The sequence below is a fragment of the Novosphingobium sp. TCA1 genome, assembly GCF_009811895.1.
Lineage (GTDB): Bacteria > Pseudomonadota > Alphaproteobacteria > Sphingomonadales > Sphingomonadaceae > Novosphingobium > Novosphingobium panipatense_A.
In genome coordinates, this window is sequence record NZ_BLJH01000011.1 from 126,596 (window position 1) to 139,308 (window position 12,713).

A 12,713-nucleotide genomic window follows, 5' to 3' on the forward strand; every position below is an offset into this window, starting at 1 on the left:
TCGCGTGGAAACGATAACAAGGCGGGATATATCTTGAACGAAGCTTTTCTCGATCGCGTCGAACTGGAGGGACGTGCCCAGGGCGCGGCCTATCCCGAGGAGTCCGGCCCGGACCTGACGGCGCTGCTCAAGACCATCATGGGCATGGTCCGCCGCAATATCGCGCTGATCGGCGCGATCGTGGCAGCCACGCTGGTGCTCGGCGTGATCGTGACCCTGCTGATCGCGCCGCGCTACAGCGCCCAGGTGCGCGTGCTGATCGACGATCAGGCGGACCAGATCATCGAGGGCAGCGAGCTTCAGAAAGTCAACAATGTGCAGGACGCCGAACGCTTCCTGCAGACCCAGCTCGGCATCATCCAGAGCCGTTCGCTGACCGAGAGCGTGGTGGAAAGCGGCCGGCTGGAGCGCGATCCCGCCTTTTACGAGGCCATGGGTATCGACATGCCCACGCAGGAAGACGTGCTCAAGTCCGGCGGCACCAAGAAGCTCGACCAGATCCGCAAGGAAGCCGCGATCGACGCACTGCTCGGCAATCTCACCGTGGCGCTGCCGCCCGACAGCCGCATCGCCAGCATCAGCGTCAGCAGCCGCAGCGCGGTCTATTCCGCGAAGCTGGCTCAGCTTTACGGCGAGCGCTACATCGAGCGGAACCTCAACCAGAAGTACGACAGTTCGTCCTACGCCCGCCGCTTCCTGGCCGACCAGCTCGACGAGGCGCGCGCCAAGGTCACCCAGTCCGAACGCGATCTCAACCAGTACGCCAGCGCCGCAGGGCTGATCCGCGTGACCAGCCAGGGGCAGGACGGCAATCAGGAAGCGGTCCTTTCCGTCACCAACAATAGTCTCGTCCAGCTCAACGACGCGGCCTCCAAGGCGACGGCGGACCGGATCGCGGCGCAGGATCGCTGGCTCACGCTGGCGAAGGCTGCGCCGCTGGCGATCCCGGAAGTCAACAGCAACCCGGCCGTGTCGGGCCTGCTGGCCGAGAAGGCCAAGGTCGAGGCCAGCCTTGCGGAAGAGCGCACGCGCCACCTGGACGATTTCACGACCGTGAAGTCGAAGCAGGCCGAGATCGCCGAGTACGAAAACCGCATCGGCGCCATCGCCGATTCCATCAAGAAGTCGGCCTACCTCGAATACCAGTCGGCGGTGGAGCGCGAGAAGAGCTTCACCGGGCAGGTGAACTCGCTGCGCGGCGAAGCGCTCAAGGAGCAGGATCGCGGCGTCCAGCTGGCAGTGCTGAAGCGCATCGCCGATACCAACAAGACGCTCTACGACACGCTGCTCTCGCGCTACAACCAGCTCAATGCCACGGCGGGCGCCTCGTCCAACAACCTGACGCTGGTGGACCGGGCCGAAGTTCCGGCCAAGCCCTATTCGCCGCGTCTTTTGGTCAATATCGTCGCCTCGCTGGTGCTGGGCCTGGTGCTGGCCGCCGGGGCGGTGCTGCTGCGCGAGATCTTCGACGATGCGATCCGCTCGCCGGAGGATGTCGAGCGCAAGCTTGGCATGCCGCTGCTGGGCCTGATCCCGCTGGAGAAGGACGGCGATGTCGCCAGCCACTTCGACGATCGCCGCTCGCGGGTGAGCGAGGCCTATCGTTCGCTCGTCACCAACTTGCGCTACTCGACCGCGACCGGTCTGCCCGAAGTGCTGATGGTCACCAGTTCGCGCCAGTCAGAGGGCAAGTCCACGACTGCCCGGGCCGTCGCCCGCGACATTGCCGTGCTTGGCAAGCGGGTGCTGCTGGTCGATGCCGACTTGCGCCGCCCCACGCTTCACAACTTCATGGCCGACCGCAAGATGACCGGCCTGACCGATGTGCTGACCGGCGAAAAGACGCTCGACGCCGCGCTCCAGCCCTCCGAAGTGCCGACGCTGAGCTACATGTCGGCCTTGCCCGCGCCGCCCGATCCGGCGCTGATCCTGGCGGGCGAGGGCCTGAACCACTTCATGGAGGAAGCGCGCCGCAAGTTCGACGTGGTGGTGATCGACGCCCCGCCGCTGCTGGGTCTTTCCGATGCGGCGCTGCTGGCCAACCATGCCGACGGCGTGCTGTTCATGGTGGATGCCTCCAACTTCCATCGCGGCGCGGTGAAGTCGGCGCTGCGCCGCCTGTCCCTGATCAAGGCGAACATGCTGGGCGTCGTGCTCAACCGCTTCGCGCCGAAAGTCGGCGGGGAGGACTACGACTACTACACCGCCAATTACTACAGCTACGGCGAAAAGGACTGACGCGGGATGACCTCGCTCTTCGGCCGCACGGCGTGGTTCGCGATCCTGGCTCTGGCCGCACTCCTCGCCGTGGGCGTCCAGCTGGACCGGGAAGGGCGCCGCAATCCCAGCGCCGCGATGCTGGTGCCGCCGCCGCTGCTGTCGTCCTCGCTGCAACCGCTGGCCCAGTCGGCCTATGGCGGCAAGCACGTCGATGCCGGTCTGGCCTATGCCCGCGCCATGGTGCGCCGCCGCCCGGTGCCTGCCGAGGGACTGGGGTTGCTGGCCTATGGCGAGCTGGAGAAGGGTAACAAGGACGCGGCGCTGCGGGCGATCATCCGCTCGGGCGACCGGGGCTGGCGCGATCGGTTCACGCAGGAGATGCTGGTGATGCTGGCTCTCCAGGCGGAGAAGTGGGACATCGCGGCGCAGCGCACCGTGGCGCTCTGGCGGATCGGCATCAATGACGACCGTATCAAAGGCATGACCGCGGAACTGCTCTCGCGTCCCAAGGGCGCGGATGCCTTCGCGGCGCAAGTGGGGCGCGAGAAGTACTGGGCCAATGCCTTCCTGCCGTGGTCCGGCCTGGCGATCGGTCCCGACGCGCTGCGCAAGGTGGCGGGCTCGATGGCGAGCAAGGGCGCGCGGGTGGACTGCGGCGCGCTTTCGCCCAGGACGCTGGCGCTGGTCCGCATGGGCCGGGCGGAGGCGGCGTCGATCCTCTGGCGCGATCTTTGCGCGAAGGGCCGTTTCACCGAGCCGACCGCTTTCGCTTTCCGCGAGGATCTGGGCGACGATGCGCCGATCGGGCCGTTCGACTGGCAATATCCCGAGGAACCGGGGCTTGAGCGCACCTTCACCCAGGGCAAGGGCGGCACCGTGCTGCACTACCGCAACCGCGAACCGCTGCGCAGCGTGGTGGCTAAGCGCAATGCCCTGCTCAAGCCCGGCAACTATGCGGCCTATCTCGACGGCGCGGCGCGGGCCGAGGCAGGCTTCCGGCCCATCGTGTTCCAGATCATCTGCTATGCCAGGGACGGCAGCGGACGCCGTCTGGGCGACGGGCAGATGAACGCGGGCGCGACCGATTTCTTCATCCCCGACAGCCTCTGCGAGAGCCAGGAAATCCTGTTCCTCTCCGGCCGCGGCGAGGGCGAGATCAGCAGTCCGAGGATCGTGCCGCGCTAAGGTTTGATTGGAAAATGCCTTGAGGGCATTTTCAGAGCGGCACCGGCCCACGCCCCCACCCTACCACCCGCTAGGATAATACCTTGGGTGGTAGGGTGGGGGCGTGGGCCGGTGCCGCTAAATCCGCCTGCGGCGGATTTTCAAACAAACCCCAAAGCTCTCCAATGGCCTGAACGAGAGAGATTTCGGCTAAGTACCTGCCCGAATGGCTGACTTGCCGAGCGGGCAGGGGACAAGGATACCGTCCCTACGTTCATCTCCCAGGTTCATAAGGAAATGGAAGCGCCATGAAGATTGCGATGGTAGGTTCGGGCTACGTCGGCCTCGTCTCCGGTGCCTGTTTTGCCGATTTCGGCCACGAAGTCGTCTGTATCGACAAGGATGAGGGCAAGATCCAGCGCCTGCTCCACGGCATGATGCCGATCTATGAGCCGGGCCTTGCCGAACTGGTCGAATCCAATGTCGCGGCAAAGCGCCTGTCCTTCACCACCGACCTTGCCGAAGGCATTGCCGGGGCGCAGGCGATCTTCATCGCCGTCGGCACCCCCTCGCGGCGCGGCGACGGCCATGCCGACTTGTCCTATGTCTACGCCGTGGCGCAGGAAGTGGGCGAGCACTTGTCCGGCGATGCGGTGGTCGTCACCAAGTCGACGGTTCCGGTCGGCACCGGCGACGAGGTGGAGCGCATCATCCGCGCATGCAATCCGGCGCACCGGGTCTCGGTGGTCTCCAACCCGGAATTCCTGCGCGAGGGCGCCGCGATCGGTGACTTCAAGCGCCCCGACCGCATCGTCATCGGCGCCGAGGACGACTTCGGCCGCGACGTCATGCGCGAAGTCTATCGTCCGCTGTTCCTCAACGAATCGCCGATCCTCTTCGTCAGCCGCCGCTCCTCGGAACTGACAAAATATGCCGCCAACGCCTTCCTCGCGGTGAAGATCACCTTCATCAACGAGATGGCCGACCTCTGCGAGAAAGTGGGCGGCAACGTGCAGGACGTGGCGCGCGGCATCGGGCTGGACAACCGCATCGGTTCCAAGTTCCTCCACGCCGGGCCGGGCTATGGCGGCTCCTGCTTCCCCAAGGACACGCTGGCCCTGCTCAAGACGGCGGAGGACTACGACAGCCCGGTCCGCATCGTCGAGGCCGTGGTCAAGGTCAACGACGCCCGCAAGCGCGCCATGGGCCGCAAGGTGGTGGACGCACTCGGCGGCGTGGAGACGGCGCGCGGCAAGCGCGTCGCCATGCTGGGCCTGACCTTCAAGCCCAATACCGACGACATGCGCGATTCGCCCGCGATCGCGATCGCCCAGACCCTGACCGACGCCGGGGTGAGCGTGGCCGCCTACGACCCCGAAGGCATGGAGCAGGCCCGGCCGCTCATGCCCGAAGTGGAGATGAAGCAGGATCCCTATGCGGCGATCGAGGGTGCCGACGCGGTCGTCCTGGTGACCGAATGGGACGCCTTCCGCGCGCTGGACCTCACCCGGATCAAGACCATCGCCAAGGCCCCCGTGCTTGTCGACTTGCGCAATGTCTACAAGCCGGAGCACGTCCGCGAAGCCGGTTTCACCTATCTTTCGGTAGGCCGCGGAACTTCGGCGAAGGACAAGGTGCAGAACGGAGAGCGCGCGGCCGACGCCATACCTGCCTGATATTCCCGCGTCGCCACCGACCGATCCCAGATCCGAGCCCGTCTCGGGTCCGGGATCGTAATCATGGTCGATGCATCGCCTGGCATTATTCGATTTCGCTCATCAGTCTCAGGCGAGCATGGGTTCCATCCGCAGCGTAAATTTCCAGCACCTTTCCCGATCGCTTCCAGCGATTCGCACTGGCCATGAAACGCCAGAAGGAAGCCGCGAAATTGGTACGATCCTGTTCCGCACATCCCATGGCGGTGAAGATGATCGGGCCGCCCAATCCCGAAAAACCGCCCTCGCGGGACCAGCGGGCATTGGCAGAGCCGCCGTTGTTGCAATCCCATGATCCGCCCACCGTGCCATCACGGCCCATGAACAGTGTCGCGGCTGGCAATCGGGAACGCTTCGGTGCCTGCCGATCACCAAGCCGGGTGACTTCCCACCGCGTTCCGGGCCGCCGCCCGTCGCTGGCTACTGCAAGCATCGACAATGCCGCGCAGAAAAGAACAATGCCCATTGCCAAGCAGCGGACCGGTATCGTTCTCACTTCTAAGCTCCATCGGTCATGAAGTTTCAAGGCGCTGCGGGCGGCGTGGCCGGTTCGACTCTCACGAAGGTCATGGTTTTTGCCGGGATATCGAGAACCACCTCGGCCTTCGAAAGGACGGCCTGACCGAGCAGCCCCTCCCGGTCACCTGGCAGGGGACCGCTTGTCACGACGGGAACGCCCTCGGCCTGGAAGCCGGAAAACGCCAGCCGGTTGTCAGGCAAATAACGTGCGGGGAGTTCGGCTCCCTCGGCGCGGACTGTCACGCTGGGCAGGGCCTTGCTGTCGTCCTTGAAGATGCGGTGCCAGGCCTTGTCCGACAGGGTGACGGCTTGGTTGGAGCCAAGATCGACCTGGAGGCGAACGGGCTTGCCGTTCAGTTCCGCCGCCACTTCATCGCGGTTGATGAGGGGGAATTGGCGGCTATGGGCGCCAGCCTTGGGGTTGATCGCGCCGCTGGGAACGAATGCCAGCCTGTGATTCTGGTTGAAGATGCCGAGAGCCATAAGGCCCAAAAGGTCACCGCCCAGCACGGCATCAACGGGGCGTCCCAAATGCCCGGCCATAGCCGCGAGATCGAGCACACCCATCGCCGTGGAGCTCTGTAGTTGATGCGGAATTTCCAAGGTAATTCCCCGGGCCAGCTTGACCGGCGCATTGGCGGTGCCGGTCTGGAACGGCATGGCGAGGTCTTCCGTTTCCACGCCGATGCTTCGTGCAAACTCCGCGCTGAGAACGCTGTGCGAGAAACCGTTGTCGAGCACAACGTTGGCCGGTTTGCCGTTGATCACTGCCTGGAAGAAGATCAGGCCCATGTGGCGTTCGAAGGGCACCATGGCCCAGCCGTTGTTCTTGCCGACATAAGTGATGTTGACCTGGACGTTCAGGTTCTGGGAGGCTGTCGCTGCCTTGTCGATAACAACGGCGCCGGGGTTGGCCAGTGCCGTCTGGGACAAGGCCGGAGCGCCGTGAAGCATGGCTGCGGCGACGACGGCCGGAACGAGGCAGGACAAGGATTTAAGGATAGGACACTCCCGGCATTATGAAGCACCGGACGAAGTTGCACACTTCGCCTGTCAGTTGTGCTTCAAGCGCCGGGAATGACGGGAATTGTCATCTCAGGGGTTTGAAATTTCCGGCCGGATCGGCTCAGGCGAGCGCGAAATGCTGGACGATCTGGTTGTCCAGCGGTTCGGCGAAACGGACCGAAAGGCTGCGTGAATCCCGGCGCGTGGCGGTTGCGGCGAAGGGGCCGACGGCGCCGATCCACAGCGTCAGATCGCCCTCGATGCCGAGGGCTGGGCTGTCCGTTTCCACGGCGCAGCCGAGGCTGGCGAGATCGGAGATGCGCACCGTGGTCGAACCACCGGCGTTGACGCATTCGCCATAGAGAGTCGTATTCATAATCATTCTCGTGCCTGTGCTTCCGGCGCCGGTTTCCCGGATCCGGGTCTGGTCATCCTGCGGCCCGCGACTTTGCCGCGTGACCTTGCGGAATCACTTCCGCATTTCCCTTCTTAGTGACGTTAGAGGTCAGATTGGTGGCAGGCGAGTGACGTTTTGCGAATGACAGGGCTTTTCATGATGAATGCCGGCCCTTTCGAGTTAGCCCGAGACGCGTGAATTGCGCGTCTCAGAGTTTGTTTGAAAATCCGCCGTAGGCGGATTTTGGCGGCACCGGCCCGCGCCCCCACCCACCACCCAACGGTAGTATCCTGCGGGTGGTGGGTGGGGGCGCGGGCCGGTGCCGCGAGAAAATGCCCTTTTGGGCATTTTTCAAACATATGCTCAGGCCGCTTCGTCCTGCTTCGTGCTGCCGGATTGCAGGGGCGCTTGGCCGCCGCGCAGTGCTTTCACAAAGTCCTCCCGCCAACGCTGCACGTCGTTGTCGCGCACCGAGGCGAGCAGCTTGGCGTGACGCTGGCGGCGTTCGGCCAGCGGCATGTCCAGCGCCTTGCGGATGGTTTCGGCGACATGTTCGATCGAATGCGGATTGACCAGCAGGGCATCGGGCAACTGGTGCGCCGCGCCCGCGAACTGCGAGAGGATCAGCACGCCGGGATTCTCGGGGTCCTGTGCGGCGATATATTCCTTGGCCACGAGGTTCATGCCGTCGCGCAGCGGCGTGACGAGGCCGATCTCCGCCGCGCGGTAGAACCCGGCGAGTTGTTCGCGCGGGTAGCCCCGGTTGACGTAGCGGATCGGCACGAAGGCCACGTCGGCATGGGCGCCGTTGATATGGCCGGTCTTGCGCTCCAGGTCCTCGCGGATCTGCTGGTAGCTGGCGACATCGCCGCGCGAAGGCGGAGCGATCTGGAGCAGCACGGCCTTGCCGGCATCCTCGGGATTGTCGGCCAGGAACCGGCCGAAAGCCTCGAACCGTTCGCCCAGCCCCTTGGAATAGTCGAGCCGGTCGACCCCGATCAGGATCTTGCGCCCACGAACGCTGGACTTGAGCCGGTCGTGCGCTTCCTTGGCCTCGGCCCCCTGCGCGGCCTCGGTGAATTCCGCGAAGTCGATGCCGATCGGAAAGGCGCGGGCAATGATCTTGCGGCCCTGGTATTCGACCGAATTGTCGAGGCCGACCCTGAGGCCCATTTCCTTCTGCACATAGTGCAGGAAGCTCTCCAGCCACTCGGTATTCTGGAAGCCGATCACGTCGTATTCCAGCATCGAGGCGACCAGGCGCTCATGGAAGGGCAGGGAAACGAGCAGGCGCGTCGGCGGCCAGGGGGTGTGGAGGAACAGGCCCATCCGGTTCTTCACGCCCTTTTCGCGCAGCTGCGAGCCGAGCGGGAGCAGGTGATAGTCGTGGACCCAGACGAGGTCTTCCTCCTCGATCAGGGGCAGCACCGAAGTGGCGAAGCGCGCATTGACCCGCTCGTAGCCCTCGCCGAAATTGCGGTCGTATTCGGTCAGGTCGATGCGGTAGTGGAACAGCGGCCAGAGCGTGCGATTGGCATAGCCGTTGTAATATTCCTCGATATCCTGGGGTTCGAGATCGATCGTCGCGGTGGTGATGCCGTCGTTGCGCTGCATGTCGAGGTGGCCGGTGAATTCCTCGGTTTCCTGCCCCGACCAGCCGAACCAGATCCCGCCATGCTCGCGAAGCGCGGAATTGAGCGCCACCGCAAGGCCGCCCTGCGCCCCGGCGGCACCGGCCGCCTTGGGGACCGAGACCCGGTTCGAGACGACGATCAATCTACCCATTTCAAATCCCCTGTGGCGCGTCTTGTCCTGAAAAGTGACGGACACGCTTTGCGGGACCGGTTGAGAGCCCGTCTGGAAAATGCCCGAAGGGCATTTTCGGTTCGGCACCGGCCCTCTCCCCCACCCGACCTCCCAACGATAGTACCCTATGGGAGGTCGGGTGGGGGAGAGGGCCGGTGCCGCCAAAATCCGCCCCTGAGGGCGGATTTTCAGACGAACTCAGCGCCAGTCCCGCCAAGACCGGGACAACTGCCCGGCACAATTGATGATACCTACTAGCGAATAGGTCTGCGGAAAGTTCCCCCACAGCTCGCCGGTCTCGAAATCCATGTCTTCCGAGAGCAGGCCCGACTGGGTGCGATGATCGAGCATGGCTTCGAAGAGGCGGCGGGCCTCTTCGTCCTGGCCGCTGCGGTGGAGGGCCTCGATCAGCCAGAAAGTGCAGATGTTGAAGGCGGTTTCGGGCAGGCCGAAATCGTCCTCGCTGTCGTAGCGCAGCATGTGCTCGCCCCGGCGCAGGGCCTTCTGCACGGCCTGGAGCGTGGCGCGGAAACGCGGATCGTCGGCCTCGACGAAGCGCAGCTCGACCATTTGCAGCAGGCTGGCATCTAGCTGCGAGCCGCCGAAGCTGGCCGCATAGTGCCCGCCCGCGCCGCTGTCGTCGAATTCCGGGTTCTCCACCGGGTGCCAGGCCTGCTCGTCGATATTCCTGCGCACGGTTTCCGCCCGCTCCCGCCAGATGGCGGCGCGGTCTTCGAGGCCGAGGAACTCGGCGGCGTTGGCGAGGCGGTCGCAGGCGGCCCAGCTCATGACGGTGGAGTAGGTATGCACGGCCGTGCGCGTGCGCAGTTCCCACAGGCCCGCGTCGGGCTGGTCGTGGGTCTTCCACGCCATTTCGCCCACCTGCTCCAGGCTGGCGAAATCCTCGCGCGTGGCGATCCGCAGCAGGCGGCGGTCGGAGAAGGCCTGGATGGAGGGCAGGACGATCTGGCCGTAGCAGTCGTTCTGGACCTGATAATAGGCCGCGTTGCCGATGCGCACCGGCCCCATGCCGCGATAGCCGGCAAGGTCGGGCGCCTCCCACTCGATGATCTCGCGCCCGCCGCTGACGGCATAGAGCGGCTGGATCGCGCCGCCCTCTGCCCCGTCCACGATATTGCGCAGATAGGCGAGGTACTTTTCCAGCACGTCCAGCGCGCCCAGGTGGTTGAGCGCCTGCACCGTGTAATAGGCGTCGCGGATCCAGCAGTAGCGATAGTCCCAGTTACGCTGGCTGCCTGGTGCCTCGGGGATCGAGGTGGTGAGCGCCGCCACGATCGCGCCGGTTTCCTCGTGCTGGCAGAGCTTGAGCGTGATGGCGGCGCGGATCACCGCGTCCTGCCAGTCCAGCGGAGTGGCAAGGCCGCGCACCCAGAGCCGCCAGTAGTCGCCGGTGTGGCGGAGCATCGATTCCATCTCGTGCTCGATGTCGCCCGCGAAGGGTTCATCCGGGCCGAGGAAGAAGTGCTGCGTGGTCTCCAGCCGGTAGAACCGCTCGTCCAGCACATAGCCGACCGGGGCATTGGTGGTGAGGCGCAGGGTATTGCGCTCGACCAGGTAGCGGATGTGGTTGGAGCCGCGCGTGGTGGGCGCAAGCTGCGCGCCGTAGCCGCTCATCGGCGTGAGCACCGAGCGGATGCGCGGCGAGCCGCTGACCGGGCGGACGATGCGCGCATAGGCGACGGGGCGGTAGGTACGGCCGGACCGTTCGAAACGGGGGCAGAAGTCGATCACTTCCACCGCGCCGCCGCGCGAATCCTCCAGCCGGGTGACCAGGATCGGGGTATTGCGCGAATAGCGCTGGGTCACCGAGACCTGGTTTTCCAGTTCGAAGCGCCAGGTGCCGCCGTCCTGCCCGTCCGGGCCGCGCAGCAGGGCGCAGAAGGTGGGGTCTCCATCGACGCGCGGCACACAGCCCCAGACGAGGGCGCCGCGGGTGTCGATCAGGCCGGAGACCTGGCAATTGCCGATGGGCCAGAGTTCGAGCGCGCTCATGCCGGGCTGTTCTCCTTGTGCGAATTGGGGGTGCTGCTGCGGTCTGCCGCAAGCCATGCGTGTACGGCGGACACGGATTCGAGCCGCCAGCGGGCGTGCGTTTCGCGCATGGGGCCGACGAGTATGCCCGCCCCGCCGAGCCGGGTCACGGCGGCGAAGGCGTCCTCGTCGGTCACGTCGTCGCCGATGAAGAGGGGGAAGGCGCCTGCGAAGGGCGGGCCCTGCATGAAGCGCTCCACCGCGCTGCCCTTGTCGGATCCGGGCATGGCCAGTTCGATGACCTGCTTGCCGTGCTTGAGCTTCAGCCCGAAAGCCGCGCCGGTTTCATCGGCGCAAGCGACAAGTGCCGCAAGCGCTTCGGGGTGGCGGCGATAGTGTACCGCGATGCTGAAGGGCTTGGGTTCGACCAGCAGGCCGCCATGATCCTTGGCGAAATCAGAGAGGCGTTTCGTAACGGCACCGGGAAGCGGCTGGGCGAGCGGGGTGACCTCGCGGCTTCCCGCCTGACGGAATTCGCCGCCGTGGGAACCCGCCACGGCCACGTCCAGGGGGCCGAGCATCGCTTCGAGCGCTTCGAGCGAGCGACCGGTGACGACGGCGAAGCGCCCTTCGAGCCGCGCGTTCAGATCGGCGATCAGGGCGGGCAGGCTTGCCGGAACGTAGACGCCATGGGGATCATCCGCGATCTCCACCAGAGTACCGTCGAAATCCAGGAACAGCGCGACTGGATCCGTACTGGACGAGAGAGTGGCCAGAGGAGGGGGTGACGGCAGATCGCGCGGAATTGCGCCATGTTCCGCCAGCGATTGGGCTTCGCGTGGATCGGTCATTGCGTTCAGTCTTGCACCTTCGAAGGAGGATGGCCACCCCTCTTGCGGCGAAACTTGCGCCGGATTGGCCGAATGATGCCATGCAACGAGCGGTCCCGCCGAGGGTTCCGGCGCGGCAGGGCGGGCGGCACGGAAAATTGCCGCCGAATTCGAGGCAAGATGTTGCGGTCCATGAAATTTTCCGCACGTTTCGCGGATTTTGTCATCGTATTGGCGCAGGAACGCGATTTCCTTCCTGCGCGGTTGATGGCAGGGCCGTTCCACACGCAAATGCGAAAAGGCATGAGATGAAGCAGATCGTAGCGTTCGACCTCGATGGAACCCTGGCGCTGAGTAAGCAGCCGCTGACCGACGAGATGGCGCAGCTCATGGCCGAACTGCTGGAAGTGGCGCAAGTCGCCGTGATTTCCGGTGGTGACTGGCCGCAGTTCGACAAGCAGGTGGCCAGCCGCCTGCCCGCCCATGCCGACCGTTCGCGGCTCTGGCTGATGCCCACCAGCGGCGCCAAGCTCTACGTCCACAAGGATGAGCGCTGGACCCCGGTCTATGCCGAACTGTTCACGGATGAACAGAAGCGCGAGATCCTGGAAGCCTTCGATGCCTCGCTGGCGGCCACCGGCTTCACTCCGGAGGAAACCTGGGGCGAGCGGATCGAGGATCGTGGCAGCCAGATCACTTTCTCGGCGCTGGGCCAGCAGGCGCCGCTCGAAGCCAAGGAAGTGTGGGACCCCGATTTCGCCAAGCGCAAGGTGATCCAGGCCGATCTGGTGAAGCGCCTGCCCGGCGTTTCGGTCAATCTCGGCGGTGCCACGTCGGTGGACGTCACCCAGCCGGGCGTGGACAAGGCCTGGGGCCTCAGGCGCCTGGCCGAGCACAGCGGCGTGGCCGAGGCGGACATGCTGTTCATTGGCGATGCCATCTTCCCGGGCGGCAACGACTATCCGGCCAAGGCCATGGGTCTCGACACGGTCTGCGTGCGCGATCCGGCCGATACGGCCAATGTCATCACCGCCATCATCGCCTGCCAGAAGGCGGGCTGAACAC

Annotated in this window: 10 protein-coding genes; 4 read left to right on the forward strand and 6 right to left on the reverse strand. The window is 65.1% G+C overall.

Annotated features, from left to right (window positions below; genetic code table 11):
* Positions 1-33 precede the first annotated feature (33 nt).
* The 3 genes from NTCA1_RS14305 (at position 34) to NTCA1_RS14315 (ending at position 5,060) form a co-directional block, all read left to right on the forward strand.
* Positions 34-2,238, forward strand: a complete 2,205-nt coding sequence (locus tag NTCA1_RS14305; RefSeq protein WP_159831004.1) for a polysaccharide biosynthesis tyrosine autokinase — start codon at positions 34-36, stop codon at positions 2,236-2,238.
* Positions 2,239-2,244: 6 nt separating this feature from the next.
* Positions 2,245-3,405: a hypothetical protein gene (locus NTCA1_RS14310; RefSeq protein ID WP_159831005.1), complete on the forward strand. Its 1,161-nt coding sequence runs from the start codon at positions 2,245-2,247 to the stop codon at positions 3,403-3,405.
* 287 nt (positions 3,406-3,692) lie between these two features.
* Positions 3,693-5,060, forward strand: a complete 1,368-nt coding sequence (locus tag NTCA1_RS14315; protein ID WP_159831006.1) for a UDP-glucose/GDP-mannose dehydrogenase family protein — start codon at positions 3,693-3,695, stop codon at positions 5,058-5,060.
* A gap of 85 nt (positions 5,061-5,145) precedes the next feature.
* Here NTCA1_RS14315 and NTCA1_RS14320 read toward each other — a convergent pair whose 3' ends face one another.
* The 6 genes from NTCA1_RS14320 to otsB form a co-directional block, all read right to left on the reverse strand.
* Complete coding sequence (locus tag NTCA1_RS14320; protein WP_159831007.1) at positions 5,146-5,625, reverse strand: META domain-containing protein; 480 nt, start codon at positions 5,623-5,625, stop codon at positions 5,146-5,148.
* Positions 5,622-6,551, reverse strand: coding sequence for a retropepsin-like aspartic protease (locus NTCA1_RS14325; RefSeq protein WP_159831008.1), 930 nt, complete (start codon positions 6,549-6,551; stop codon positions 5,622-5,624). The genes NTCA1_RS14320 and NTCA1_RS14325 overlap by 4 nt, the downstream gene beginning before the upstream one ends.
* Positions 6,552-6,744: 193 nt before the next feature.
* A complete protein-coding gene (locus NTCA1_RS14330) occupies positions 6,745-6,999 on the reverse strand; it encodes a hypothetical protein (RefSeq protein WP_086492963.1) in 255 nt (84 codons plus the stop codon).
* A gap of 384 nt (positions 7,000-7,383) precedes the next feature.
* Positions 7,384-8,805, reverse strand: coding sequence for an alpha,alpha-trehalose-phosphate synthase (UDP-forming) (gene otsA, locus NTCA1_RS14335; protein WP_159831009.1), 1,422 nt, complete (start codon positions 8,803-8,805; stop codon positions 7,384-7,386).
* Positions 8,806-9,024: 219 nt separating this feature from the next.
* Complete coding sequence (locus NTCA1_RS14340) at positions 9,025-10,839, reverse strand: glycoside hydrolase family 15 protein (protein WP_086491170.1); 1,815 nt, start codon at positions 10,837-10,839, stop codon at positions 9,025-9,027.
* Positions 10,836-11,669 (reverse strand): trehalose-phosphatase, encoded by an 834-nt coding sequence (otsB, locus tag NTCA1_RS14345; RefSeq protein WP_086491374.1) that lies wholly within the window; start codon positions 11,667-11,669, stop codon positions 10,836-10,838. Before otsB ends, NTCA1_RS14340 begins: the two co-directional genes overlap by 4 nt.
* A 287-nt stretch (positions 11,670-11,956) precedes the next feature.
* On the opposite strand from otsB, the gene NTCA1_RS14350 reads away from it, so the two are divergent.
* Positions 11,957-12,709, forward strand: a complete 753-nt coding sequence (locus NTCA1_RS14350) for an HAD-IIB family hydrolase (RefSeq protein ID WP_159831010.1) — start codon at positions 11,957-11,959, stop codon at positions 12,707-12,709.
* Positions 12,710-12,713: the final 4 nt, after the last annotated feature.